Below are 26290 nucleotides of genomic sequence, written 5' to 3' on the forward strand. Positions count from 1 at the left end.
GGGCTAGCCTGGCATCTCAGTTAGTCAACATTAACTGAAACCCCAGCCCGCGGGAACGACCCCGCGGGAACGACGGTGCCGACGACGAGGTGGCACCGAAACGGAGCCGCCATGAGCACAGCACCGGTCACCGAGACAGCGTCGGATGCTTCCGCCGCCGCGCCGCCCGCCGACGGCGCCGCGGGACCGGACACCCCCGCCACCACGCCCACCCAACGCGCCCTCGCCGACGAGCTGCGCGCCACCCTGGCCCGCGCCGCGCGCGGAGGGTCGGACACCGCCCGCGAACGTCACACGGCCCGCGGCAAGCTCCTCGCGCGACAGCGGGTCGAGCGTCTGCTCGACGAGGGCAGTCCGTTCCTCGAGATCGCCCCCCTCGCCGCCCACGGGCTCTACGACGGCGCAGCGCCCGGCGCCGGAGTCGTCGCGGGGATCGGTCTCGTGCACGGTCGTCACGTGATGGTGCTCGCCAACGACGCCACGGTCAAGGGCGGGGCGTACTTCCCCCTCACCGTCAAGAAGCACCTGCGCGCGCAGGAGATCGCGCGCGAGAACCGCCTGCCCTGCGTCTACCTCGTCGACTCGGGCGGGGCTTTCCTGCCGATGCAGGACGAGGTGTTCCCCGACCGCGACCACTTCGGCCGCATCTTCCGCAACCAGGCGCAGCTGTCGGCTCTCGGCATCCCGCAGATCGCCGCCGTCCTGGGGTCGTGCACCGCGGGTGGCGCGTACGTTCCGGCGATGAGCGACGAGAGCGTGATCGTGCGCGGCCAGGGCACCGTCTTCCTCGGCGGTCCGCCCCTGGTGAAGGCCGCGATCGGCGAAGACGTCACCGCCGAGCAGCTCGGCGGCGGCGACCTGCACGCCCGTCGCTCGGGGGTCGTCGACCACCTCGCCGACGACGACGAGCACGCTCTCGAGATCGTCCGCGACATCGTGCGCACCCTGCCGCCCACCCCGGCGCCGGTCTGGTCGGTCGAGACCGTGACGGACCCCGCACGCGACCCCGAAGAGCTCTACGACATCGTCCCCGCCGACATCTCGCAGCCGGTCGACATGCGCGCGATCATCGACACCCTCGTCGACGCGGACTCCCTGCACGAGTTCAAGGCGCTGTACGGCGAGAGCGTCATCACGACCTTCGCGCGCCTGCACGGCCACCCCGTGGGGATCATCGCGAACGACGGTGTGCTCTTCAGCGAATCCGCCCTCAAGGCCGCGCACTTCATCGAGCTCGCCGACCAGCGCGGCATCCCCCTGCTCTTCCTGCAGAACATCACCGGGTTCATGGTGGGGCGGGATGCCGAGGCGGGAGGCATCGCCAAAGACGGCGCCAAGATGGTCACCGCGGTCGCCTCCACCCGCGTCCCCAAGCTCACCGTGCTCGTCGGCGGTTCGTACGGCGCCGGCAACTACGCGATGTGCGGGCGCGCGTATGACCCGCGGTTCCTCTGGACCTGGCCCTCGAGCCGCATCTCGGTCATGGGTGGGGCGCAAGCGGCATCCGTGCTCTCGACCGTCACGCGCGAGCAGCGCACCGCCCGCGGAGAGGAGTGGACGGATGCCGACGACCAGGCGTTCCAGACGCCCATCCGCGAGAGGTATGAGCGGCAGGGTAGTCCGTATTACGCCACGGCCCGGCTCTGGGACGACGGTGTGATCGACCCCGTCGACACGCGCACGATGCTCGGCCTCGCGCTCGACGTCGTCAGCCGTGTGCCGCTGGCCGACCGGGGCTTCGGCCTCTTCCGGATGTGACGGGGGTGGGCGAGATGGTCGAGGTCGCACCGACGGTGGCGTCGCGCTCCACGGCGGACCCGCGTTCCCGCGCGGGCGCGTCGTTCCCGGCTGACGTCGCGACCGCGCGTGAGCCCCGCCTGTTCTCGAACGTTCTGGTCGCGAACCGCGGCGAGATCGCGCGCCGGGTGTTCCGGACGCTCCGGCGACTCGGCATCCGTTCGATCGCCGTCTTCACCGACGCGGATGCCGATGCACCGCACGTCCGCGACGCAGACCACGCCGTGCGTGTGCCGTCGTATCTCGACGTCGACGCGGTGGTCGCCTCCGCGGTGACGTCGGGGGCGGACGCCGTGCACCCCGGCTACGGGTTCCTCAGCGAGAACGCCGGCTTCGCCCGCGCGTGCGCGGCGGCCGGGGTCGTCTTCGTCGGCCCCGGAGTCGAGGCCCTCGAGGTGATGGGGGACAAGATTCGCGCGAAAGAGCATGTCGCCGCACACCGGGTCCCGACGGTGCCGGGGTTCTCCGCCGTCGGTCTGGGCGACGACGAGATCGCGGCGAAAGCCGAACGCGCGGGCTACCCGCTGCTGGTCAAGCCCTCCGCGGGCGGGGGAGGCAAGGGGATGACCGTCGCCACCGGCCCGGGCGACCTCGCCGACGCGCTCGCCACCGCCCGCCGGGTCGCGGCCGCGGCCTTCGGCGACGACACCCTGCTGCTCGAGCGGCTGCTGCAGCGCCCGCGCCACATCGAGGTGCAGGTGCTCGCCGACGCGCACGGCACGACCCTCTCTCTCGGTGAGCGGGAGTGCACGCTGCAGCGACGGCACCAGAAGGTCATCGAGGAGGCCCCCTCGCCCGTCGTCGACGCCGAGACGCGCGCGCGTCTCGGCGAGGCGGCCGTCGCCGCCGCCCGGAGCGTCGGCTACCTCGGCGCGGGGACCGTGGAATTCCTAGTCGCGGGCGATCGCCTCGACGAGCCGTTCTTCATCGAGATGAACACGCGCCTGCAGGTCGAGCATCCCGTGACCGAGATGATCACCGGCATCGACCTCGTCGAGCAACAGCTCCGGGTGGCTGCGGGCTTCCCGCTGGAGCTTCCCGAGATCCGCCTCGACGGACACGCGATCGAGGCGCGCGTGTACGCTGAGACCCCATCGCGCGGGTACCTCCCCGCCACGGGGACCGTGAGCCTGTGGCATCCGGGATCCGCCCGCGTCGACAGCGCCGTCGAGACCGGCAGTGTGATCGGCTCGCAGTACGACCCGATGATCGCGAAAGTCATCGCGCACGGCCCCGACCGCGAGACGGCGATCGCCCGACTCGACGCGGCGCTCGCCGAGACGGTCGTGCTCGGCGTCGACACGAACATCGCCGACCTGCGAGCGCTGCTGGCCGAACCCGCGGTGCGCGCGGGAGACCTGGACACGGGGCTCCTGGATCGGCGGGGAACGCCGCCCGCCGTCGAGCCGACGCCCGATGCACTCGGCGCGGTGGCGCAGCGAGTCGTGGCGTCCGACGTGCCGACGCACGATTCCGTGTGGGGTCGCGTCGGGGCGTGGCGTGCCGGGGGAGCGGCGCCCCCTCGCACGGTGTGGCTCGAGGACGACGCCGGACAGGTGCACGCGGTCGCGCCGGCCGCGGTCGACGCCCGGGTGACGGGCGGTCCGCAGCAGTACTGGGTGCACGCCGACGGCGGAGCGCACCGCCTCCGAGTGGTGTCGCGGCGGGACGCCGCGGCGCGCCGCCGGGCCACCGCCGGCCGAGACCCCGGAGCGATCGATCCCGACCTCGTCTCGCTGTTGCCGGGCACCGTCGTGGCGGTGCACGTCACCGACGGTGCCCCCGTCGAGGCGGGGGCACGTCTCGTCACGATCGAGGCCATGAAGATGGAGCACACCGTCACCGCCCCGCACGCCGGGGCCGTCCGGCTGCGCACGGCGGCGGGTGCGCAGGTGACCCGCGACGAGGTGGTCGCGACGGTGACCCCCATGGTCCCGGGCTCGCACGATCTCGCCGGGATCCCGGCATCCGACCCCACCCCTTCCCCCGAGGAGACCCACCCGTGAGCATCGACAGCCAGCAGGCCTTCACCGACGACGAGCGCGAACTGAGCGCGATGGTGCGCGAGTTCGCCGACGAGGTGATCGCTCCGCGATCGTACGAGGCGGATCGCGCGCACGAGCTCCCCCTCGACCTCGTCGCGCAGATGGGCGAGCTCGGCCTCTTCGGCCTGCCGTTCCCCGAAGAGGTCGGCGGGCAGGGCGGCGACTTTGCGAGCCTGTGCGTCGCGATCGAGGGCGTCGCGCGCGTCGACCAGTCGATGGCGATAACCCTCGAGGCGGGGGTCGGCCTGGGCGCCATGCCCATCTACCGCTACGGCACCGAGGATCAGAAAGCGCAATACCTCCCCGACCTCGTCGCGGGTCGCGCTCTCGCCGGATTCGGACTCACCGAGGCCGAGGCGGGCAGCGACGCGGGCGCCACCCGCACCACCGCGAAGCTCGAGGACGGTGAGTGGGTGATCGACGGCTCGAAGCAGTTCATCACCAACTCCGGCACCGACATCACCCGGTTCGTCACCGTCACCGCGGTGACCGACCGCGTCGGCGACCGCCCCGAGATCTCGACGATCATCGTGCCGAACGGGACGCCCGGTTTCACCGTCGGCCCCGCGTACGACAAGGTCGGCTGGAACGCCTCCGACACCCACCCCCTCACCTTCGACGGCGTCCGGGTGCCCGAGGCGAACCTGCTCGGGCAGCGCGGGCACGGATTCAAAAACTTCCTGCGCACTCTCGACGAAGGCCGCGTCGCGATCGCCGCCCTCGCCACCGGGGCCGCCGAGGGCTGCCTCGAAGCCGCCGTCGACTACGCCCGCAGCCGCACCGTCTTCGGCGAGCGCCTGTCGACGCGACAGAGCATGCAGTTCCTCCTGGCCCGCATGCACGCGCGCGTGCACACCGCGCGTCTGGCGTGGGTGCACGCCGCGCGCCTGTGCGACGCGGGCAGGCCCTTCAGCGTCGACGCCGCCGTGGCGAAGATGACGGCGAGCGACGCCGCGATGGCGAACGCGCGGGACGCGACCCAGGTGTTCGGCGGCAACGGCTTCATCAACGAGTACCCCGTCGCGCGGCACTACCGCGACTCCAAGATCCTCGAGATCGGTGAGGGCACGACCGAGGTGCAGCTGATGGTGATCTCGCGCGCGCTGGGGCTCACGGGTACCGTTGCCGCATGATCGAGCAGCGCGGCCTGTACCTGGAGGAGTTCGTCGTCGGCGAGAGGTACGCGCACCGTCCCGGGCGGACCGTGACGGACGCCGACAACGTCGTGTTCACGACCCTCACGATGAACGCGCAGGCGCTTCACCTCGATGCCGCGTACGCCGCGACCCAGCCGTTCGGCCGGCCGCTCGTGAACTCGATGTGGACGCTGTCGACCCTCGTCGGCCTCTCCGTGGCGCAGCTGACCCAGGGCACGCTCGTCGCCCAGCTCGGTCTCACCGACGTGAGCTTTCCCGCCCCGCTGTTCGTCGGCGACACCCTCTCGGCCGAGACCGAGGTCGTGTCGGTGCGTCCCTCGGCATCCCGCCCGGGGCAGGGCGTGGTGGTCATGGCGCACACCGGTCGCTCGCAGAACGACGAGGTCGTGGTGACCGCCACCCGGACGGTGCTGATGTGGGCCCTGGAGGGGCGGGCGTGAACGGCGAACAGGCGCGCGCTTTCGACCTCGGCCCCGCGTTGTTGTTCGTCCCGGGCGATCGCCCCGAGCGTCTGCCCAAGGCGCTCGAGCGGGCGGATGCCGCGATCCTCGACCTCGAGGACGCCGTGTCCCCCGATGCCAAGGCTTCCGCTCGCGAGGCGATGATCGCCGCCGACCCCGACCCCGAGCGCCTGATCGTGCGGGTGAACGCACCGGGGACGCCGGACTTCGCGCACGACCTGGCCGCCCTCGAGCGCACCCGGGTACGGCGCGTGATGGTCGCGAAGGCCGAGGACCCGGCATCCCTGCATCTTCTCGAACACGTCGAGGTGATCGCGCTGTGCGAGACGGCGCGGGGGATCGTCCGCGCGGAGCAGCTCGCGGCGCTCCCGCAGGTCGTGGCACTCATGTGGGGCGCCGAAGACCTGGTCGCGAGCCTCGGCGGCACCTCGAGCCGACGCGACGACGGCGGCTACCGCGACGTCGCGCGGCTCGCACGAGCGCGCGTGCTGCTGGCGGCGGGGGCTTTCGGCAAGCGGGCCATCGACGCCGTGCACGTCGACATCGCCGATCACGAGGGGCTCGCGGAGGAGGCTCGGGATGCCGCGGCCTCGGGCTTCGCCGCCACCGCGTGCATCCACCCCGGGCAGGTCGCGACGATCCGCGCGGCGTACGCCCCGAGCGCCGATCTCGTCGCCTGGGCGCGGGGAGTGCTCGAGGCGGCAGAGGGAGAGCGGGGCGTCTTCCGCTACGAGGGACGAATGGTCGATGAGCCGGTTCTGCGTCACGCGCGGTCGGTGGTGGCGCGGGCGGGGGAGTGAGGGCGCTCCACCGGCTTCTCGTGCGACGCGGGGTCGGGGCTGTCAGCTCGCGACGCCGGCGTACGCCAGCATCTCCCAGTGGTCGCCGTCGATGCGGAACGTCGTCGCCGAGCAGTTCGGCAGACGCTCGCCCTCGCGGGGGAACTCCCCGTCGGTGGCGAACATGATGACCTCGCGGATGAGCGCCCCGTGCGCGACGGCGATCACGTCGATGCCCTCGGGAGCGGATGCCACGGCCTCGGCGATCGCGGCGAGCGCGCGCTCGCGCACGACCGGCCAGGTCTCGGCTCCGGGGACGTCGGCCGCGTGCCACGGGCCGTAGGTCTTGTAGAAGGTGGGTGCGTCCATTCCTTCGGCGTCGCCGTACGAGCGCTCCTGCAGACCCGGGAAGCGGCGCGTCACCGTGGTGCCGAGGGCCGCCGCGATGATGTCGGCGGTCTCGGCGGCGCGGCCCAGGTCGCTCGACACGACGACGACCTCACGCCCCGCGTACTCGTCGGCGAGGGTCTGAGCGATGCCCCGTGCCTGCAGGCGACCGGTGTCGTTCAGGGGGATGTCGGTCGAGCCCTGGATCCGTCCCTCGTAGTTCCACGCGGTCTCGCCATGTCGCACCAGGGTCACGATCGTCACCGTTCGAGCCTAACCGGCGACGAAGCCGCTCTCGTGCGGCCGAGCGACGGTCAGCGAGGGTCGGCGGAGAGGTCCATACCGGGGCCGTCGGCCGGACGACGCACGAACCCGTGGCGCTCGTAGAACTCCGCCCGGCCACGGGCCGCGAACAGCTGCACGTCGTGCACTCCCCGTCGCTGTGATTCGGCCACCAGTCGGTCGACGATCTCACCGCCGACCCCGGCCCCGCGCGCCGCCGGGGCGACGATCATCTCGGTCACGAAGGCGTGCAGGGCGCCGTCGGAGATCAATCGGCCCATCCCGACGAGTCGTCCCGCTTCGTCGCGCGCAGCGCACGTGACCCAGGTGCCCTCCAGAGCACGCTCGAAGCTGGTGAGGGGCCAGGTGCCCCAGCCGGTCTCGGCGTAGAGGACGGCGAATTCGGATGCCGTGGGGAGGTCGAAGGAGTACTGCACGAGCGAGAGGGTATCCGGTGTGACGGGCGGTAAGTGCGAGAGGGTGGCAGATCTCGACCGGGTGCCCGGGCGTCGCACCAGCGTCATGATCGTCACCGTTCGCGCCTCCCTGGGTTGATCACAGGGCTCGTGTCGCCGGCCCTCGCAAGCCTCAGCGCCCGCGAGCCGCCGAGTCGCGACTGCCGCGGGTGCGGCCCCCGACGCGCTCCGGGCGCGCGTCGGGGGTCGGGCGGGGGAAGCGGCGTTACCGAGGGACGGCGGCCGTGTTCAGAGCGGCGACGACCACGCGGGCGAAGCCTTGCGGGTCTGCAAGGTGCGCAAAGTGATCGGCGCCTTCGATGTCGGTGATCCCGGCGTCGGGGATGACTTTCACCAGGTCGTGCGCGGACTGATACAGGAACGCCGTGGTCGCGGTTCCCGCGATGAGGTGGGTCGGGTCCTCGATTTCGGCGTAGGGCGAGAGATCGCTGCCGAGGGCATCGATCTCGGCGAGCTCGCGCACCCAGGTGGGGGTCAGCGGCACGCTCGCGCCCCACAGCGGCGTCTCGCGGATGAAGGGAATGGCCTCGGCGGGTACCCGCACGAAGTTCACGAGCGCGTACTCGAGCGCGCCGTCGAGGTCTCCGGCATCCACCCGCTCGCGATACCCCGCCAAGCGCTCGCCCGCGACCGCGCCCTGCACGGCGAGCGGGGGCTCGTAGGCGATCAGGGTGCCTCCGTCGAGCCCGTGTTCTCGCGCGTAGGCGAGGGTGGCCAGGGCGCCGAACGAGTGGCCGAGCAGGTGCGCGCCGGGCCCGGCGACCTCCATCATCGCGGCGATGTCGGCGACCTCGTGCGCGAGCGAGTAGTCGTCGGCGTCGCCCGTGCCGCCTCGACCCCGGCGGTCGTACACGTACAGCGTCACGTGTTCGGCGAGGGCCTCGCTGGCGGGGATCCACTGCTCCTTCGTCGCGATGCTCCCGTGCGTGACGACGAGAGCCGGCCCGCTGCCGCGACGGAAATACGCGATGAGCGTTCCGTCGGACGAGGCGGTCTCGTGGTGCTCGAGTTCGGACATGCTCTGCCTCCTTGCAGATCGATGCTCTCGCCGGGACCGCGACGCCGTGCCGCGGCATCCCGTGGCCCACATCGTGTAACAAATCAACGTCCAGCGCAAGAGATTTGTTTCCCGTTCGTGGGATATGTGACAAAAAGGCGTTGCGCACCGTGAGTTAGTCATGCAACCTGGACGGGAGTCGACGTCGAGGAGGACCGATGAGTGACACCCAGACATCTCTCGAGCACGGGATGCAGCCCGAGGACACCCCCGAGCTGCGCGCCCTGTATCGCGGATTCGAAGAGAACAACCTCATTCCGCTGTGGACGCAGCTCGACGACCTCATGCCCCAGACCCCGAACCCCAAGGCGGTGCCGTGGGTGTGGCGGTGGAGCGCGCTGCAGCCCCTCGCCGAGCGCGCGGGCGACCTCGTTCCCGTCGGACGCGGCGGAGAGCGCCGGGCCATCGGCCTCGCCAACCCCGGCATGGGCGGGCGCGCGTACATCTCGCCGACGCTGTGGGCGGCGATCCAGCAGCTCGGGCCGCGCGAGACCGCGCCCGAGCATCGACACTCGCAGAACGCCTTCCGCTTCGTCACCTCGGGAGAGGGAGTGTGGACGGTCGTGAACGGCGACCCCGTGCGCATGAGCCGCGGCGACTTCTTGCTCACCCCCGGCTGGCACTTCCACGGCCACCACAACGAGACCGACGAGTCGATGACGTGGATCGACGGCCTCGACATCCCCTTCGCGTATCAGATGGACTCGGGCTTCTTCGAGTTCGGTTCCGAGCGGGTGACCGACGAGGCGACCCCCAACTTCTCCCGCTCCGAGCGCCTGTGGGCCCACCCGGGGCTGCTGCCGCTGGCGGGACTGCGCCGCACCGTCTCGAGCCCGATCGGCGCCTACCGCTGGGAGCACACCGACGCCGCCCTCACCGGCCAGCTGCTGCTGGAGAGCGAAGGGATGCCGGCGACCGTCGGCCCCGGACACGCGGCCGTACGCTTCTCGAACCCCACGACCGGGGGCGATGTCATGCCCACGATCCGCGCGCAGTTCCACCGCCTGCGCGAGGGCGCGTCGACGCCGGTGCGCCAAGAGGTCGGCTCGAACGTGTACCAGGTGTTCGAGGGCACCGGCCGCGTGCTGCTGGGCGACACCGAGCACGCCGTCGAGCACGGCGACATCTTCGTCGTGCCGAGCTGGTGCCGCTTCCGCGTCCAGGCCGAGACGCGCCTGGACCTGTTCCACTTCAGCGACACGCCCATCTTCGAGGGCCTGGGGCTGTACCGCGAGTTCGAAGAGGAGACCGACCGATGAAATTGAGCACCATCCACTGGCGTGGGACCACCGCCGCCGCCCGTATCGAGGGCGAGCGCGCGATCGTGCTGGAGCGCTTCGCCGACGTCGGCGACGTGCTGCGCGCCGGGGCCCCGTCGGCGGTGAGGGCGATCGAGGGTCCGGTGATCGACCGGGATGCCGTGGACCACGCGCCCCTGATCCTGGCGCCGAGCAAGATCGTGTGCGTGGGCCTGAACTACCGCGCGCACATCCTCGAGATGAAGCGCGATCTGCCCGAATACCCGGTGCTCTTCGCCAAGTTCGCCGACACGCTCGCCGCGGCCGGCGAGGACATCGCCCTGCCGGCGGAGAGCCCCGAGATCGACTGGGAGGGCGAGCTCGCCGTGGTCATCGGCTCCACCGTGCGACGCGCTTCGGCCGAGCAGGCCGAAGACGCCATCGCCGGCTACACGATCGCGAACGATGTGTCGATGCGCGACTGGCAGTTCCGCACCCGCGAGTGGTTGCAGGGCAAGATATGGGAGCGCTCCACACCGCTCGGGCCCGTGCTCGCCACCCCCGACGAGATCCCCACCGACGCGCGCATGACCACGACCGTCGACGGCGTGCAGAAGCAGATCGGTGACATTCACGACCTCGTCCACGGCCCGGTCGACCTGGTGCGCTACGTCTCGACCATCACGACGCTCCGGCCCGGCGACGTCATCCTCACGGGGACCCCGGGAGGCGTGGGCCACGCCCGCGATCCACGCGAGCATCTGGCATCCGGAAGCGCCGTCGAGGTCACGATCGACGGGATCGGCACGCTGCGCAACCGGTTCGTGGCGGAGGGATCGTGACCAGCGAGGGGCGCGACGCCCCGGGCGCTCGCGTCCTGACCCCCGAGGAAGAGTCGCTGCGTGAGCGGCAGGGAGCAGGTGCGCGTTACGACGCCGACACCGCCCCCCACGCGCATCTCGACCTCGCCCGCCGGGGGACCGCGTACTTCGCTCGGCGTCTCATGCAACTCGACGACGCCGACCTCGACGCGCCCAGCCTGCTGCCCGGCTGGACGCGGAGGCATCTCGTCGCCCACGTCGGCTACAACGCCCGGGCGGTCGCGCGGCTCGTCGAGTGGGGGCGCACGGGGGTCGAGAACCGCATGTACGCCTCGGACACGCAGCGGAGGGACGAAATAATACGAGGGGCGACCCTGCCCACTCGAGCGCTCCGGCACCTCGTGGACCACGCGGCCGTGCACCTCGACGTCGAGTGGCGTGATCTCAGCGACGAACAGTGGGATGCCGAGGTCGTCACCGCGCAGGGACGCACCGTGCCCACCCGCGAGACGGCGTGGATGCGCGCCAAAGAAGTGTGGGTGCACGCGGTCGACCTCGACAACGGCGGGTCGTTCCTGGACTTCCCGCCTGAGATGATCGACGAGATCATCGCCGATGTGCTGCGCGCGTGGATGCGCCGTAGCGAGCCCGGCGCCGTCGTGCTGCGGGCCGCCGACCGCGAGGCGGCGCCCGGGGAGTACGGTGAGGGAGGCCCGATCGTCGAGGGGGCCGCGGCCGATCTCGCGCGCTGGCTCTCCGGCCGAGGGGCGCGGCGACTGCGGGTCGTGGGCGGCGGGGAGCTGCCGGAGATCGCTCGCTGGTTCTGAGGGGGTGAGAGCATCCGTCTTTCGTGCGTGGCGCGGAGGCGCATCGCGAGAACAGAATCGGATGCCGGGGTCCGCGGCATCCGATTCTGTGGGAGAGTCCACCGGCTCCGGGGCGGGAGAGTAGGCCAGCTTGCGGAGGAGACCACCCGTTCAGCCGCCCGGCACCGCCGGCAGCTCCACGACTTCGCCGAGTGGTGTGTAGCGCGGACCGGCCAGGCGCCCGATGGGACGGAGCAGCTCGGTGTCGATGCTGGCCGCGCCCGTCGAGCCGATCCGCATGATGTCGTCGCGCACCGTCCACCCCACGACCGTGCCCACGACGAACTCGCCACCGGTCGGACTGAACGCGGTGGTGGAGTGGTAGCGGCATTCCATCCGCACCGGGGCGTCGGCGAGGCCCGGGATGCCGATGACCCGCGACTCCGCGATCGCGAGCCCCAGGCGGTCGGCCTCGCCGACGTCGGGCGGCATCCACTCCGAACTCGCGTGCAATGCCCCGAGGAGGGTCTCGTCGGCGATGTTCACGACGAACTCGCCATGCTCCTCGATGTTGCGGATCGTGTCTTTGCGGCCGTCCGCGCGCTTGTTAACGGTGAACCCGAGCATCGCCGGATGTTGACTCACCCACGTGAACGAGCTGAAGGGGGCCAGATTCACCGGGTCACGTCCGCTCGTGACCCATGCGATGGGCCGCGGCACGACAGAACCCACCAGCAGGCGGTAGGTGTCGGCGGGGGAGAGGCCGGCGGCGTCGATGAACATCAGGTGGTCCTTCCGGATGCCGTGGGTGCGCCTGCGAACGGCTCGCGCAGCGCTTCGTCGACGATCATCGAACGAGCCGCCCCTCGGATGCCGTGGGCTCGGCTATGAGACGCTCCCGTAGGGCCTTCTTGTCGATCTTGCCGACCTTGGTGAGGGGGAGCTCATCGACCGTGACGAGGTGGTCGGGACGCTTGAACGCCGCGACCCCCGCGCGGTCGAAGTGCGCGCGCACCGAGCCGAGGTCGAGCGCATGCCCGTCGTGCAGCACGGCGAACAGGCACACCGTCTCACCGAGGGTGTCGTGCGGCATGGCCACCGCGGCCGCCAGTCGCACCGACGCCAGCCCGTACACGAGGTTCTCGACCTCTTCGGCCGAGATGTTCTCGCCGCCGCGGTTGATCATGTCTTTGCTGCGCCCCGCGACGACGAGGTTGCCGTCGGGGCGCTGTCGCACGATGTCGCCGGTGATGTAGAAGCCGTCAGGGGTGAAGGAGCGGGCGTTCACGTCGGGAGCGTCGTAGTATCCGCGCGGGGTGTAGGGCCCTCGGGTGAGCAGCACGCCGGGCTCGCCCGGCGCGACCTCGAGCCCCGTCGTCTCGTCGACCACGCGCAGCTCGTCGAACGGCGACACGGGCCGCCCCTGCGTGCCCACGATCGCCTCGACCGGGTCGTCGAGCCGCGTGACGTTGATGAGCCCCTCGGCCATGCCGAACACCTGCTGCAGCGTTCCCGGCAGCCCCCGCACGACGCGCTCGGCCAGTTCGTCGGCGAGGCGCGCTCCGCCCACCTGCAGCACGCGCAAGCTCCGCAGGGCGTCGAACCCCACGGCGCCGGCGTGATCCAGCCACGAGGCGACGACGGCGGGTACCGCGGCGGTGTGGGTGACCCCGTGTCGCTCGATCGCCGCGAAGGCGCGCTCGGGGCGGGGCGAGCCCAGCGGGACGACGGTGCCGCCGGCGAGCAGGGTGCCTAAGGTGCCGGGGCACGCGAGCGGGAAGTTGTGGCCCATCGGCAGCGTCGCAAGGTACACGGTGTCGCGGTCGACGGCCGAGGGGGGAGAGGTGAGCACGATGTTGCACAGGTAGTCGTCGTGTGTGCGGGCGATGAGCTTGGGCAGGCCCGTCGTTCCGCCCGACAGCAGGAACACGGCTACGTCGTCGGCATCCGGAGTCGGAAGCGTGCGGCCGCGGGTTCTCTCGTCGGAGGGCGCGCACAGCGCGGTGAGGCTCACGGTGTCGGGATGTTCGGTGTCGGGATGGCCGGTGCCGGGCTGGTCGGTGACGCTCGAGGAGACGTCGGATGTGCCGGCGTCGGGCGAACAGGACCCGCGCGCGTCAGCACCGCTCACCAGCACGATCAGCTGGCGCAGCGTCGGGCTCGACGCCCGCAGCGTGCGAGCAAGCCCCAGGTGATCGAAGTCGCGGAGCGTGTCGGGGGCGACCAGGGCGACCGCCTCAGAGGCCGCGACCAGGTGACGCAGTTCGTGCTCTCGATGGGCGGGAAGCGCCATCACCGGCACGATCCCCGCCCGCAGGCACGCGAACGTCAGCACGACGAACGTCCAGTGATTGGGCAGTTGCACCACGACCCGGTCGTCGGGGGCGAGGCCCGCATCGATCAGGCGCGCGGCGCACGCCTCGACCCGGTCGTGCACCTCGGCGTAGGTGAGGGCCACTCCGTCGTCGACGAGCGCGATGCGCTCGGCGTGATCGCGGGCGGCCTCGGCGAACGCATCGCCGAGCGTGCGGCCCTGCCACAGGCCCTCGGCGCGGTACCGGTCGGCGACATCAGCGGGCCAGGGCGTCGTTCCCGCTCGCGTTCTCATCGGAGCACCGCATCCGCGCGGCCCGACAGCACCAGGGTCATGGCACGATCCTCGTCGCAATCGGGTTCGTCGATGATCGCCGTCACGCCGTGGCGCAGTCGCGCGGCCTCGGCCGTGAGCTGACGATCGAGGGCGCTGCCGCCGGTGACGAGCACCGCTTTGGCATCGCGGTGCGATGCCAGTGCCTCGCGCACGGCATCGTCGGGACGGATGCCGTCGCCCACCGCGACCGTGATGACCGGCGGCAGAGCGTCGCGCTCGAGCACGCGGCGATCGAGCAGCCCCGTGACGGCGGATTCCAGGGGCGAGGCGCCATGGCGGCTCTGCCACCGATCGAGGGGTCGGCGCACGGCATCCGGATCCCGCCTCGCGATCTTCGCCGCGGGCAGGGCGCGCGAGAAGAAGTGAAAACCGAACTGCCACGGCTCGAACGCGTGGAAGTAGGTCCCGAAGTTCTCCCACCACGACAGGCTCGGCCGTGCCGCGCCCTGGATGCGGGCCACCTGGGGCTGGCGCACGGCCTCATAAGCGAGGAAGGCGGCGTCGACGTCGTCCGGGTGCGCGGCGAGCGCGTCGGCGAGGGCGATGGCGTCTTCGAGCGACATCTTCGTGCCGCTGCCGACCGAGAAGTGCGCGGTGTGCACGGCGTCGCCGAGCAGGGCCACGTTGCGGTGGTGCCAGCTGCGCGCGCGGATGGTGCGGAAATTGCCCCAGCGGGAGTTGTTGCCGATCAGTCGCGCGCCGCCGATGAGCGGGGCGAAGATCTCTTCCAGCCGGTGTTGACTGTCCTCGTCGCTCGCACCCGGCGGGGTCGTGAGGTCGAACCCGTCGAGTCCGGCTGCGCGCCAGGTGTCCTCGTCGGTCTCGACGATGAACGTCGACAGGCCGCCGCCGATCGGATAGGCGTGCGCCGCGAACACGCCGGGCACCTCGCCGGGCAGGCCCTCGGCGTGGGTGTGCAGGAAGGTGAGCCCCTCGAAGGGGGCGTCGGTGGCGAACCAGATGAACTTCGCCGCGGCCGTCTCGTACGTCACCCCGAGGGTGTCGTCGCCGATGGTGGCGCGGGTCTGGGAGTTCGCTCCGTCGGCGGCGACGATCACGTCGTAGTCGTCGAGCTCGTCGACGCGGCGCGCAGTAGAGAAGTGCAGGTCGGCACCCGCCTCGACCGCTCGCCGTTGAAGGGCGGCGAGCAGGTCCTTGCGCAGCACCGCGCCCATGCCGTTGCCGCGGAACGACAGCGTCTCGCCCTTGAGCGTGACGCGGATGGCATCCCACCGCACCCCCGAGGCGTCGAGGGTTTCGCGCAGGGCCGAGTCGGCGGCATCCACCCCGCTCTGCGTCGCGTCGGAGAACACGACGCCGAAGCCGAACGCCTCGTCGGCGCGGTTGCGCTCGAACAGATCGACGTGGGCGCCGGGGATGTTCCGCGCGGCCAGGGCGGCGAAGAGCAGCCCGCCGGGGCCGCCTCCGATGATCGCGATACGCATGTCAGCCTCCTCGCTGAAGATGTCGAACCGTCACGACGGAACGAGTATGCAACATAAATCGGTCTTGCGCCATAGCTTCGTTACATTCGTGTCGGGTAACGTTCTCGCATGCGCCCCCGTTCCCTGGTCTTCACGCTCTTCGGGGACTACTTCCGCTACTGCGGCGACGGAGAGGTGCCCCTGCGGGGGCTCAGCGATGTGATGCAGCTCTTCGATGTCGAACCGGCCACCACTCGCGTGGTCATGTCGCGCCTGCGCGCGGATGGCTGGTTCGAGACACGCCGCGACGGACGCCTCACCACCTACGTGCTCTCGGGGAAGGCTTGGCAACTGCTCGACGAGGGCCGCGAGCGCATCTTCCGCCACGTCTCCGGGGACTGGAGCGGGCAATGGACGCTCATCGCCACGCGCGCGGGTGATCGCTCGGCCCGGGACGAGGTGAGAAAGCGCCTCACCTGGCTCGGCTTCGGCCAGTTGCAGCCGGCGATCTGGGTCGCCCCGGGCGATCGCCTGGCTGCAGCGCGGGAGTTGATGGATGCCCACGGCGTGGGCTCCGACGTGTTCCTCAGTCGCAGCGGAGACCTGGGACGCGACCGCTCAATCGCCGCGCGCGGGTGGGATCTCGACGCCCTCGACGCGCTGTACGGCACGTTCGTGGAGCGACATGACGGGAACGCCCCCACCGTGAGCGACCGCGATGCCCTCGTGGCTCGCGTACGACTGACGGACGAGTATCGCCGGTTTCCCTTCACCGATCCCGATCTCCCGGCCGCTCTGCTGCCGCCCGGATGGAACGCGCCGCGCGCGCACGAAGTCTTCGTGCAGCGTCACGGCGACTTGCGCGAGCGCGCGACGGCGGCGATCGAACAGCTCACCGGGCTCACGGTGCGCGGGGCACACCGTGCGTTCCTCGATGGCGGCGCGGTCGGTTTCACCCGGGAAGGGTGAGACCGCCGGTGTGCGCGGACGCCACGCGAGACAGTATCGGGTGGGGGTGTCTCTCGCACGGATGAGGTCTGTGCTCGCGCGTGACCCCAGGGCGGCACCAGGGCGCGGGCTCGAGGGGGTCAGAGGAGGCCCGGCAACCGTTCCGCGAGCGCGCGGAGCACGTGCGTCGTGCCGCCGTCGATCTTGACCGCCGCACGCTGATCGGCGCGGGTCTCCCCGCGGTTGACGATCACCACGGGCAGACGCCGGCGACGCGCGCGCTCCACCAGGCGGATCCCGGAGTTGACCACGAGCGACGAACCGGCGATGACGAGCGCGTCGCTCGTGTGGACGAGCTGCTCGGCCTCGCGGAACTTCTCCACCGGGATGTACTCGCCGAAGAAGACCACGTCGGGCTTGAGCGTCCCGCCGCACACCGAGCAGACCGGGACGACGAACCCGTCGGCCGAAGCCGGGGTCACATCGCCATCGGGACCGAGCTCGACGTTCTCGGGTAGTGAGATCCACGGGTTGTCGGCCTCGACGCGCTCGGCGAGATCGCGGCGGTCGAACACCTGCCCGCACTGGAGGCACCCGACCCGACGCATCGTTCCGTGCAACTCGACGACCCGCCCGCTGCCCGCGCGCACGTGCAGACCGTCGACGTTCTGCGTCACCACGCCGTTGGCGACGCCCGCGGCCTCGAGGTCGGCGAGGGCACGGTGCCCGTCGTTCGGCTGCGCGGCGGCGAACACCTTCCACCCTAGATGGCTGCCCACCCAGTAGCGGCGGCGCGCGTCGGCGCTCGAGAGGAACTGCTGCGCCGTCATCGGCGTACGCGTGGGTGCACCCTTGCCGCGATAGTCGGGGATTCCCGAGTCGGTCGATACGCCCGCACCGGTCAGGACAGCGATTCTGCGGCCCGCCAGCACGTCGACGGCGCGATCGATGGATGCCGAGAACTCGGCCTCCCCCGTCGTGTCGGTCATGCGCACCTCCGTCTCCCGAGTCTACGGCGGGGCACCGCCGCCGGCTCGCGCCGACGGGGCTCGGGCCCTCGGCAGAGCGGCTGGCCCGTACCCGACCCGCCCGGTGCCGCACACCCCCGTCGTCCGAGACGCGGCCGCGTCGATACTGGGGGGATGAGCTCCTTCCCCCGGCCCGCCATGCTCGACGTCACCTCCCTCCGCCGTGTCCGGCCGTGGGGCGGCGATCTCGTCGACATCGCCATCGACGAGGGACGCATCACCGCGATCACTCCCGCCGCGAGCGATCCCATCGGCATCCGTGAATTCGACGGGCGGGGGCTGCTCGCCCTGCCGGGCCTCGTGAACGCCCACGCACACGTCGACAAGTCGTGGTGGGGGCTGCCCTGGCAGTCCTACGGCGGTGAGGGGTCGACCGAGGGGCGCATCCGCCACGAGCGCGAGCAGCGCGACGCGCTCGGTATCCCCTCCCTCGAGCGGTCCGCATTCGTGCTGCGCGAGCTCGTGCGTCACGGCACGACGGCGATCCGCACGCACGTCGACGTCGACACCGGCGTCGGACTCCGGGGCATCGACGCGGTCGACGAAGCCACCGCCGCGTACGGAGGCGCCCTCGACGTGCAGATCGTGGCGTTCCCGCAGGACGGGGTGCTGCGCCGCCCCGGCGTGCTCGAACTCCTCCGCGAGGCGGCCGGGCGCGAGAGCGTGACGGGAATCGGGGGTCTCGACCCCGCCACGATCGACCGCGACCCCGTGGGTCAGATCGACGCCCTCACCGCGCTCGCCGCCGAGACCGGCGTCGACCTCGACATCCACCTTCACGACCCGGCCGAGCTGGGCGCGTTCCAGATCGAACTGCTCGTGGAGCGCACGCAACGGCTCGGCCTGGGCGGCCGGGTGAACATCGCCCACGGTTTCGCCGTCGCCCAGCTCGAACCCGCGCGCCGCCGCGATCTGCTCGCGGCGATGGGCGAGGCCGGCGTCTCCCTGACCACCGTCGCCCCTCTGCGCCTCGCCCAGCTCCCGCTCGCCGAACTCGACGCCGCCGGCGTCCGGTTGGGGCTCGGCACCGACGGCATCCGGGATCTCTGGAGCCCGTTCGGAACCGGCGACACCCTCGGCATCGCCTGGCAGTACGCCCGCGCCGGCGGGCTCGTCCACGACGACGAGCTGCTGCGCGTCGTGCGGCTCGCGACCAGCGCGGGCGCGTGGGCCGTGGGCCGAGAGATGCACGACCTCGTCGAGGGAGCGCGCGCCGACATCGTCCTCGTGGATGCCGAGAACCCCCTCGACGCGCTCGTCCGCCAGCCCGAGCGGGCCCTTGTGATCGCCGGGGGTCGCGCGCTGCACGTGGCGTGAGGGCCCGGGGGCTCGGCATTCCGTCGTGTGAGCGCCGGGCCCGGCATCCCGTCCCGTCCGTGCGTTCCCACGCTCACGCGCCTGCCACCGCTCCCGCGGCCCGCAACCGCTCCGTGCTCTTGTTGAGTGTCCAAGAAACCCGGACGTTTTTTCGACTCGTCCGGGTGTTTTGGACACTCAACCCTTGGGGTGCCTCCTCACCCGGTCGAGTGTCCGAGACATGCCGCACGGGTCGGGCGGAGAGCGGCGTGTTCTGGACACTCAACCCTCGGGGTGCCTCCCCACCCGATCGAGTGTCCAAGAAACCCGGACACTGTTCTGGGTCGTCCGGGTGTTTTGGACACTCAACCCTGGGGGCCGCCTCACCCGGTCGAGTGTCCACGACATGCCGCACGGGTCGGGCGGGGAGCGGCGTGTTGTGGACACTCGACCATGGCGCCGAGCCGCGGAGCGATGCTGGCACGATGGGACGATGCCCGTCATCTCCCTCGACTCCGCCGACGATCCGCGCCTGGCGGACTACCGCGACCTCACCGACGTGTCGCTGCGACGCGTGTCGGAGCCCGCGGGCGGGCTGTACATCGCCGAATCGTCGAAGGTGCTCGACCGTGCCCTGCGAGCCGGGCACCGGCCCCGCTCGGTCCTCGTGCAGGACAAGTTCCTCGCCGACGCGCTCGCGCTCGTCGGGGAGGAGGCCGAGGTCTACGTCGTCCCGGCCGAGATCGCCGAGCAGGTCACGGGGTACACCGTGCATCGCGGCCTGTTGGCGTCGATGCATCGTCCGGCTCTGGCATCCGTCGAAGAGATCCTCCGCGAGGCGCGGCTCGTCGTCGTCCTCGAAGACATCGTGGACCACACCAACATCGGCGCGGCTTTCCGGTCGGCGGCGGCTCTCGGAGCGGATGCCGTGCTCGTCACGCCCCGCTGCGCCGATCCGCTCTACCGCCGGAGCGTCCGGGTGAGCATGGGCACGGTCTTCCAGGTGCCGTGGACGAGGCTCCCCGAGTGGTCCGAGGCGAAGCCGTTGCTGCACGACGCCGGCTTCCACCTCGCGGCGATGGCCCTGTCGGACGACGCCGTGAGCCTCGATGCCTTCTCCGCCGCGGGGCACGAGCGCGTCGCCCTGCTCATGGGGTCCGAGGGCGACGGCCTGAGCCGCGGCGCGCTCGCCGCCGCCGACACCGTCGTGACGATCCCGATGGCCGGGGGAGTGGACTCGCTCAACGTCGCCGCCGCGAGCGCCGTGGCGCTGTGGGAACTGGGTCGCGCGCTGCGCTGAGGTCGATCACCGCCGCCGAGGCCTCGGAAACCCCTCAGTCGCGCAGCGGCGACCCCGCGACCTCGAACCGGAACCCGCCGAACTCGCCGTTCAAGAGCGGTCGGGCCTCGGCGATGGCGGCCCGCACGTCGGGGTTCTGAAGCGAGGACCGGTGCGCCTCGGCGTCGCGCCACACCTCGACCACGAACACCGTGTCGGGTTCTTCGGCGGTCGTACCCACCTCGTACAGCTCGCAGCCCAGCGCCCGGAGGGCGTCATTGCGGCGGGTCAGGATGCCGACGAGCTCGTCGCGCCTGCCGGGTTCGGTGCCGAGCGTGCCGGCGTTCACGAAGGTCATGGACGCAGGTTAGCGAGGACCGTGCACGGTCACCGTCGGCTCTCGCGGCGCTCGAGGCCGTGGGGCTCCAGGTCGCTCTCGGGACGCGTGCTCGGGCGTCACAACACACCCGGGCCCCTTCTGGCGACAACCGCTCCGAAGGACGGGGCCGAGGTCACTCCGCGGGAGGGGGACCGTCGATCGCTCGCTCGCGGATCCAGCGCTCCGACTCCGCGGCGGCGCGCACCCGCGGGTCGGGGTCGTTCTCGAGTGCCTCGATCACGTCTTCAAGGAGTTCGCGCTCTCCGGCCAGGTACCACCGATCGACCACGGAGCCCTCGCGCACCACGCGCCGCGCGCGCTCATCGTCGCGGGGGAGTCCCTCGGAAGGGGTGTCGGCGCGTCCGATCGCCAGGTGCAGGTGCGGGGGAAGCGTTCCGGGCCCGGCAGGGGTCTCACCGGCGGTGAACAGGGACACCATCACGTCCTCCGCCTCCCACATCAGCCAATCGACTTCGTCCTCGTCCCAACGTGCGTCGTCGACGGCCCAGGTCGACCAGTCCGGTCCCTCGGAATCGAACGACCAACGGTGGGGCTCGGCCTTCATCGCCGCGGCGACCGCCAGGGCAGCCACGCGCACCGGGTGGTCGTCTCCGTCGAAGAAGACCGAGACGTTCGGCGGCCACGCCGAGGACAGTAGGTCCCAGCCGTCGGTGCTGAACCGCCCGCTCTCGACGTCGGGAGTCCAGCCGCATCCGGTGAGCACCTCCACCAATCCCTCCGCATCCCGCAGCAGCAAGTTCGCGTCGGCGGCGCGCAGCAGCGTCGTCACGGCGTCGGGGAGCGAAGCCACGCGCGTCAGACCTGCGTCTCGCGGGAGGCCGCGGCATCCCGACCCGGGGCGAGCGTCACCACCGGCAGCGGCTCGGGCCGCTTCGCCTGGATGTGATCGCCCGACGACTGGTGCCGTAGGCGGCGGAGCACCCACGGGACGAGGTACGACCGCGCCCAGACGAGGTCTTTCTCGCGCGCGGCGCGCCACGTCGTGATCGCCTGGGTCTCGGCCTTCATCGGCTCGAGCTCGTTCGGTACGTTGAGCGCCCTCAGCACCATGCGGGCGACCTCGTGGTGGCCCAGGGAGTTGTAGTGCAGCCGGTCGTCGTCGAAGAAGCGCATGTCCTGCACCTCTTTCAGACCCCACTGGTCGGCGACGACGCAGTCGTGGGCGTCGGCGATCGCACGGATGTTCTCGTTGTAGATCGCCACCTTGCCCCGGATGCCGCGGAACACCGGCGTGAACTCCGTGTCGACCGCCGTGAAGACGACGACGGTGGCGCCGTCACGGCGGAGGCGTCGGACGGCGTCTTCGAACTGTCGTGAGACGGCGTCGGGATCGGTGCCGGGACGGATGACGTCGTTGCCGCCCGCCGAGAAGGTGACGAGGTCGGGCTTGAGCGCGAGCGCCGGTTCGATCTGGTCGGCGATGATCTGCGCGATGAGTTTGCCGCGCACCGCGAGATTGGCGTAGGCGAAGTCGTCGACCTGGGCGCCGAGGACTTCGGCGACACGGTCGGCCCACCCCCGGTGTCCGCCGTCGGGCAGCGGGTCGCCGATGCCCTCGGTGAACGAGTCGCCGATGGCGACGTAGCGCCGCCACGGGTGCGGGCCGGGGTTGTCGGATGCGGACGGGGTGCGGGGCGAGTGCGGATCGAGTGTCATCGAAACCTCCGCCCTCCACGGTACCCCCGGCCTCCCACACGGTGAGGGTGAGGTTTCGCGCACCCCGGAACCGCCGGGCGTCGGTCCGTCCGGCTCCGTGCCCGGCTCGCGCGCAGAAACGCAATCCGCGCGCACAAACGCTCTGTCCTCGTGTTTCCCCGCGCGAATCGCGTTTATCGCCGGTGGGGCGGCGGAACCGTCCACAGGGCGACGACGTGAGGCGGTCGGAGCGCCTATCGTTGATGTTCGCGCTCGCGAGGGATGGAGGTTCGATGCTGGAAGAAGAAGCCCGCACCCCGAACCTCCCGCAGGCGGGTGCAGCACCGGTCGACGGGGCGCCCCGCATCGCCAGCCCCGGGCCCGCGGCCAGCCCCGAGCCGGTCGCGAGTCCCGGCCCCGTTGCGAGCCCCGGTCCGATCGCGAGTCCGGGTCCGGTCGCGAGCCCCGGCCCGGTCGCGAGTCCGGGTCCGGTCGCGAGTCCCGGCCCGGTCGCGAGTCCGGGTCCGGTCGCGACGCCCGGCCCGCTCACGACCCCCGGCCCGGTCGCAACCCCCGGCCCCGCGGCGTACGCGACCCCCAGCGCCCCGGCATCCGCCCCCGCCGACCCGGCTCCGCTCGTCGATCCCTCCCACGCCACCGCTCCCGTCGCCGACGAACCGGTCCCCGGGGCGATTCCCGACCCGGCTCTCGACGGTGTCGAGCCCCACTTCGGCTCGTTCGCGGCCGAGCACCTGTCGCCGTCGTTCCCGCAGCGCGCCCCGTGGGGAACGGCGCAGCGTCTGCGTGCGTGGCAGGCCGAGGCGCTCGACCTGTACTTCGGCCTCGACGGGCCCGACGGCGAGGGCAAGGGACCGCGCGACTTCCTCGCCGCGGCCACCCCGGGCGCCGGTAAGACGACGTTCGCCCTCCGCCTCGCCTCCGAACTCATGCGTCGCCGCGTCGTCGACCGCATCGTCGTCGTGGCCCCCACCGAGCACCTCAAGACCCAGTGGGCCGAGGCGGCCGCGCGTGTCGGCATCCGTCTCGATCCGTTCTTCTCCAACCGTCACGCGACGCCGTCGCGGCAGTACCACGGCGTCGCGGTCACGTACGCGCAGGTCGCGGTCAAGGCCGAGGTGCACCAGCGTCTGACGATGGATGCCAGAACCCTGGTCATCCTCGACGAGGTGCACCACGGCGGAGACGCGCTCAGCTGGGGCGACGCCCTGCGCGAGGCGTACAACCGTGCCACGCGTCGACTGCTGCTGTCGGGAACGCCGTTCCGCAGCGACACCGCGCCCATCCCGTTCGTGGAGTACCACCCGAACGCGAAGGGCATCCGTCTCTCGCGCACCGACTACGCGTACGGCTACAAGCGCGCCCTCGAGGACGGCGTCGTGCGCCCCGTCTTCTTCCTCGTCTACGCCGGTCAGATGCGCTGGCGCACCAAGGCCGGCGAAGAGATGGAGGCCCAACTCGGGCAGGACAACACCAAGGACATCACCTCGCAGGCCTGGCGCACCGCGCTCGACCCGAACGGCGACTGGATCCCCGCGGTTCTCCGCTCCGCCGACCGGCGCCTCACCGAGGTACGCGAAACGGTCCCGGATGCCGGGGGCCTGGTCATCGCGACGGACCAGACCGCCGCGCGCGCCTACGCCGCGATCCTGGAGGACATCAGCGGCGAGAAGGTGACCATCGTCCTCTCGGACGAGGCGGAGGCCTCGGGCCGCATCGAGACGTTCTCGAAGGGCACGAGCCGGTGGATGGTCGCGGTCCGCATGGTGTCGGAGGGCGTGGACGTGCCGCGCCTCGCCGTCGGCGTCTACGCCACGAGCGCTTCGACCCCGTTGTTCTTCGCCCAGGCCATCGGCCGTTTCGTGCGTGCGCGCCGTCGCGGCGAGACCGCGAGCGTGTTCCTCCCCAACGTTCCGCAGCTGCTCGCCCTCGCCGGCGAGATGGAGGCGCAGCGCGAGCACGCGCTCGACCGCGACAGCGACGCGGAAGACCAGTGGAACGCCGAAGAAGACATGATGGATGCCGCCGAGCGCGAGGACAAAGCCTCCGACGCGCTCGAGCAGGAGTTCGAGTATCAGGCCCTCGGCTCTCTCGCGCACTTCGACCGCGTGATGTTCGACGGGCAGGAGTTCGGTCAGCTGGCCGTTCCGGGAACCGTCGAGGAGGAGGAGTTCCTCGGCATCCCGGGCCTTCTCGAACCCGAGCAGGTGCACGAGGTGCTCATGTCGCGCGCGACGCGGCAGTCGCGCCACCGTTCCACCCGGGAGGCGAACGAGAAGGAGAGCGGCGTCGAGCCGGCCTCCGTCGACGACGGCGGCCTCCCGGCGCCCCTGCACCGCACGCTGAAGGAGCAGCGGCAGCTGCTGAACACCATGGTCGGGCTGTACGCGCGCCAGAGCGGCGAGCCGCACGGCCTCGTGCACGCCGAGCTCCGGCGTATCTGCGGCGGCCCCGCGGTGTCGCACGCGACGGTGGCGCAACTGCAGGCTCGCATCGACGTGCTGCGCAAGCGCGTGCATTCCTGAGGCGCGGGTTTGCTCGGCGCACTGCACCGGGGCAGCGCATCGGCCCGGGGAGCCGCCCCGAGTGCACGGAACTCCCGAGATGCTCGCCGCGCGGCTCGACCCGCCGGTCGGTGATTCCCGTCGCCGCCACCGGGAGGATCGGGCTCCGGACTTCGCCGCCGCGGGTGTACGGAACTCCTGAAATGCTCGCCGCGCGGCTCGACCCGCCGGTCGGTGATTTCCGTCGCCCCCCGGGAGGACCGGGTCCGGACCGCGTCGCCGCGGGCGCTGGGCCCGGAACTCAGGAGTTGCGTACGCTGCGGCGTCACCACGGCGCACCGTGTCGATCACCCCGGCCGCACCGCGCATGGTGCGATTCGCCGGCCCACCGGTGACGCTGAGCCGCTTTCGCGGTCCCGAAATGCTGGCGTCGGGGTCTCGGCATCCGCGGAATTCCGCTCTTCGGAGCCCCGAAATGCTGTCAGTGTGGGTCGACGCGCCCGACGGGGTGAATCCGCCTCAGTACGGTGGTGGGCGACCCGAAGGAGCCCTCGTGACGACCCCCGCCACACCCACCGCCCGCGATCGCCGCCGCTGGGCGCGTTACCTCGTGGACGAACGCGCCGAGGCGCGCGTGTACCGCGAGCTCGCCTCGCGTCGCAGCGGAGAGGAGCGTGAGATCCTCCTCGCCCTCGCGGAGGCCGAGGGGCGCCACGAGCAGCACTGGATCGATCTGCTCGGCGAACAGCCGCAGCGCCTGCCGCAGCCCGGCATCGGAACCCGCCTGCTGGCCTGGATGGCGCGCCGTTTCGGCTCGATCTTTGTGCTCGCGCTGGCCCAGAACGCCGAGGCCCGCTCGCCCTACGCCGACGAGCCCTACGCCACGTCCGCCATGGCCGCCGACGAGCGCGTGCACCACGAGGTCGTGCGCGGTCTCGCGGCCCGCGGCCGCCGCCGCCTGTCGGGAACCTTCCGTGCCGCCGTCTTCGGTGCGAACGACGGACTCGTCTCGAACCTCGCCCTCGTCATGGGTGTGGGGGCTACCGGCGTCGCCCCGAGTTTCGTGCTCTTCAGCGGGATCGCGGGTCTGCTGGCGGGAGCTCTGTCGATGGGCGCCGGCGAGTTCGTGTCGGTGCGTTCGCAGCGGGAGCTGCTCGAAGCCACCGAAGAGAGCGACTTCGCCGACTCGGCTCTTCCTCATCTCGATCTGGATGCCAACGAGCTCGCGCTCGTCTACCGCACCCGCGGGATGGACCCCGACGCCGCACTGGAAAAGGCTCGCGAGGTCGTCACCGCTGCCCAGGACGGCACCGCACCCGCCGCGGCGGCCCCGGGCGAGTCGTCTCACGACGTCGTCGGCAGCGCGTGGGGCGCGGCCCTGTCGAGTTTCCTGTTCTTCGCCTCGGGCGCGATCATCCCCGTGCTGCCCTGGATCTTCGGGATGTCGGGTCTCGCGGCGGTCGCTCTGGCCCTCGGTCTGGTGGGTGTCGCACTGCTCGGCACGGGCGCGATGGTGGGACTCCTTTCGGGTGCCTCGCCGCTCAAGCGCGGCCTGCGTCAGCTCGCGATCGGCTTCGGCGCCGCCGCGGTGACCTACGTGCTGGGCCTGCTCTTCGGGGTGTCGGCGGCCTAATTCTGCCCCGCGCGGGGCCTATCGAGGCGTTTCGTTGCGCATAAACGCGATCGACGCGCAGAAACGCGGGGAGAGCGCGTTTATGGTCGCGGATCGCGTTTATGTGTGCGTGTGCGAGCCCGGCTGCCGTTGCGAGCGGCAGGCTCAGCGTTGGCGCCTCGTCGGCTGT

General features: G+C 71.4%; 23 protein-coding genes. 13 read left to right on the forward strand and 10 right to left on the reverse strand.

Features of this window, described 5'->3' with window-relative positions:
- The first annotated feature begins 111 nt into the window (after positions 1–111).
- From J2X55_RS16395 to J2X55_RS16415, 5 genes are read left to right on the forward strand one after another with little or no spacing between them, the layout of a single operon-like run.
- Positions 112–1758 carry a carboxyl transferase domain-containing protein gene (locus J2X55_RS16395; protein ID WP_309824687.1) on the forward strand — a complete coding sequence of 549 codons (1647 nt, stop codon included), beginning with the start codon at positions 112–114 and terminating at the stop codon, positions 1756–1758.
- 14 nt (positions 1759–1772) lie between these two features.
- Positions 1773–3803: a biotin carboxylase N-terminal domain-containing protein gene (locus J2X55_RS16400; RefSeq protein ID WP_309824716.1), complete on the forward strand. Its 2031-nt coding sequence runs from the start codon at positions 1773–1775 to the stop codon at positions 3801–3803.
- Complete coding sequence (locus tag J2X55_RS16405; protein WP_309824688.1) at positions 3800–4975, forward strand: acyl-CoA dehydrogenase family protein; 1176 nt, start codon at positions 3800–3802, stop codon at positions 4973–4975. The genes J2X55_RS16400 and J2X55_RS16405 overlap by 4 nt, the downstream gene beginning before the upstream one ends.
- Positions 4972–5439, forward strand: coding sequence for a MaoC family dehydratase (locus J2X55_RS16410; protein ID WP_115918725.1), 468 nt, complete (start codon positions 4972–4974; stop codon positions 5437–5439). Before J2X55_RS16405 ends, J2X55_RS16410 begins: the two co-directional genes overlap by 4 nt.
- On the forward strand, positions 5436–6260 hold the full coding sequence (locus J2X55_RS16415) for a CoA ester lyase (protein ID WP_309824689.1): 825 nt from the start codon (positions 5436–5438) through the stop codon (positions 6258–6260). The genes J2X55_RS16410 and J2X55_RS16415 overlap by 4 nt, the downstream gene beginning before the upstream one ends.
- A gap of 42 nt (positions 6261–6302) precedes the next feature.
- Here the strand turns inward: J2X55_RS16415 and J2X55_RS16420 are convergent, their stop codons facing one another.
- The 3 genes from J2X55_RS16420 to J2X55_RS16430 all read right to left on the reverse strand — a co-directional run bounded on the left by J2X55_RS16420 (position 6303) and on the right by J2X55_RS16430 (position 8402).
- Positions 6303–6890: a histidine phosphatase family protein gene (locus tag J2X55_RS16420; protein ID WP_115918721.1), complete on the reverse strand. Its 588-nt coding sequence runs from the start codon at positions 6888–6890 to the stop codon at positions 6303–6305.
- A gap of 50 nt (positions 6891–6940) precedes the next feature.
- Positions 6941–7345: a GNAT family N-acetyltransferase gene (locus tag J2X55_RS16425; protein ID WP_309824690.1), complete on the reverse strand. Its 405-nt coding sequence runs from the start codon at positions 7343–7345 to the stop codon at positions 6941–6943.
- A 244-nt stretch (positions 7346–7589) separates the two neighbouring features.
- Entirely contained in the window at positions 7590–8402 is an 813-nt protein-coding gene (locus tag J2X55_RS16430; protein ID WP_309824691.1) for an alpha/beta hydrolase, read from the reverse strand.
- Between the two features lie 197 nt (positions 8403–8599).
- Here J2X55_RS16430 and J2X55_RS16435 point away from each other — a divergent pair, with 197 nt between their 5' ends.
- From J2X55_RS16435 to J2X55_RS16445, 3 genes are read left to right on the forward strand one after another with little or no spacing between them, the layout of a single operon-like run.
- On the forward strand, positions 8600–9700 hold the full coding sequence (locus tag J2X55_RS16435) for a cupin domain-containing protein (RefSeq protein ID WP_309824693.1): 1101 nt from the start codon (positions 8600–8602) through the stop codon (positions 9698–9700).
- Positions 9697–10521 carry a fumarylacetoacetate hydrolase family protein gene (locus J2X55_RS16440; protein ID WP_115918715.1) on the forward strand — a complete coding sequence of 275 codons (825 nt, stop codon included), beginning with the start codon at positions 9697–9699 and terminating at the stop codon, positions 10519–10521. Before J2X55_RS16435 ends, J2X55_RS16440 begins: the two co-directional genes overlap by 4 nt.
- Positions 10518–11327: a maleylpyruvate isomerase family mycothiol-dependent enzyme gene (locus J2X55_RS16445; protein ID WP_309824697.1), complete on the forward strand. Its 810-nt coding sequence runs from the start codon at positions 10518–10520 to the stop codon at positions 11325–11327. Before J2X55_RS16440 ends, J2X55_RS16445 begins: the two co-directional genes overlap by 4 nt.
- Positions 11328–11477: 150 nt before the next feature.
- Here the strand turns inward: J2X55_RS16445 and J2X55_RS16450 are convergent, their stop codons facing one another.
- The 3 genes from J2X55_RS16450 to J2X55_RS16460 form a co-directional block, all read right to left on the reverse strand.
- Positions 11478–12089, reverse strand: coding sequence for a flavin reductase family protein (locus J2X55_RS16450; RefSeq protein ID WP_115918711.1), 612 nt, complete (start codon positions 12087–12089; stop codon positions 11478–11480).
- Between the two features lie 64 nt (positions 12090–12153).
- Positions 12154–13914: an AMP-binding protein gene (locus J2X55_RS16455; RefSeq protein WP_309824701.1), complete on the reverse strand. Its 1761-nt coding sequence runs from the start codon at positions 13912–13914 to the stop codon at positions 12154–12156.
- Positions 13911–15401 (reverse strand): FAD-dependent monooxygenase, encoded by a 1491-nt coding sequence (locus J2X55_RS16460; RefSeq protein WP_115918707.1) that lies wholly within the window; start codon positions 15399–15401, stop codon positions 13911–13913. Before J2X55_RS16460 ends, J2X55_RS16455 begins: the two co-directional genes overlap by 4 nt.
- Positions 15402–15509: 108 nt before the next feature.
- Between J2X55_RS16460 and J2X55_RS16465 the strand changes: the two genes are divergently transcribed.
- A complete protein-coding gene (locus J2X55_RS16465) occupies positions 15510–16349 on the forward strand; it encodes a PaaX family transcriptional regulator C-terminal domain-containing protein (RefSeq protein WP_309824703.1) in 840 nt (279 codons plus the stop codon).
- A gap of 119 nt (positions 16350–16468) precedes the next feature.
- On the opposite strand, the gene J2X55_RS16470 is transcribed toward J2X55_RS16465, so the two are convergent.
- The gene (locus J2X55_RS16470) at positions 16469–17317 is read right to left on the reverse strand and encodes a Sir2 family NAD-dependent protein deacetylase (RefSeq protein ID WP_309824704.1); all 849 of its coding nucleotides are present in this window, start codon (positions 17315–17317) and stop codon (positions 16469–16471) included.
- 153 nt (positions 17318–17470) lie between these two features.
- Here J2X55_RS16470 and J2X55_RS16475 point away from each other — a divergent pair, with 153 nt between their 5' ends.
- Together J2X55_RS16475 and J2X55_RS16480 are read left to right on the forward strand one after the other, a co-directional pair.
- A complete protein-coding gene (locus J2X55_RS16475; RefSeq protein ID WP_309824705.1) occupies positions 17471–18673 on the forward strand; it encodes an amidohydrolase family protein in 1203 nt (400 codons plus the stop codon).
- A gap of 472 nt (positions 18674–19145) precedes the next feature.
- On the forward strand, positions 19146–19952 hold the full coding sequence (locus J2X55_RS16480; protein ID WP_309824707.1) for an RNA methyltransferase: 807 nt from the start codon (positions 19146–19148) through the stop codon (positions 19950–19952).
- Between the two features lie 34 nt (positions 19953–19986).
- On the opposite strand, the gene J2X55_RS16485 is transcribed toward J2X55_RS16480, so the two are convergent.
- The 3 genes from J2X55_RS16485 to J2X55_RS16495 all read right to left on the reverse strand — a co-directional run bounded on the left by J2X55_RS16485 (position 19987) and on the right by J2X55_RS16495 (position 21987).
- Positions 19987–20289 carry an antibiotic biosynthesis monooxygenase gene (locus J2X55_RS16485; RefSeq protein WP_309824709.1) on the reverse strand — a complete coding sequence of 101 codons (303 nt, stop codon included), beginning with the start codon at positions 20287–20289 and terminating at the stop codon, positions 19987–19989.
- Positions 20290–20443: 154 nt separating this feature from the next.
- Positions 20444–21121: a hypothetical protein gene (locus J2X55_RS16490; RefSeq protein WP_309824711.1), complete on the reverse strand. Its 678-nt coding sequence runs from the start codon at positions 21119–21121 to the stop codon at positions 20444–20446.
- A 5-nt stretch (positions 21122–21126) separates the two neighbouring features.
- Positions 21127–21987, reverse strand: coding sequence for an SGNH/GDSL hydrolase family protein (locus J2X55_RS16495; protein ID WP_210112892.1), 861 nt, complete (start codon positions 21985–21987; stop codon positions 21127–21129).
- A gap of 272 nt (positions 21988–22259) precedes the next feature.
- Between J2X55_RS16495 and J2X55_RS16500 the strand changes: the two genes are divergently transcribed.
- On the forward strand, positions 22260–24509 hold the full coding sequence (locus J2X55_RS16500) for a DEAD/DEAH box helicase family protein (protein ID WP_309824712.1): 2250 nt from the start codon (positions 22260–22262) through the stop codon (positions 24507–24509).
- A gap of 532 nt (positions 24510–25041) precedes the next feature.
- A complete protein-coding gene (locus J2X55_RS16505) occupies positions 25042–26121 on the forward strand; it encodes a VIT1/CCC1 family protein (RefSeq protein WP_115918967.1) in 1080 nt (359 codons plus the stop codon).
- Positions 26122–26290: the final 169 nt, after the last annotated feature.

The organism is Microbacterium sp. 1154, from assembly GCF_031455375.1.
Lineage (GTDB): Bacteria > Actinomycetota > Actinomycetes > Actinomycetales > Microbacteriaceae > Microbacterium.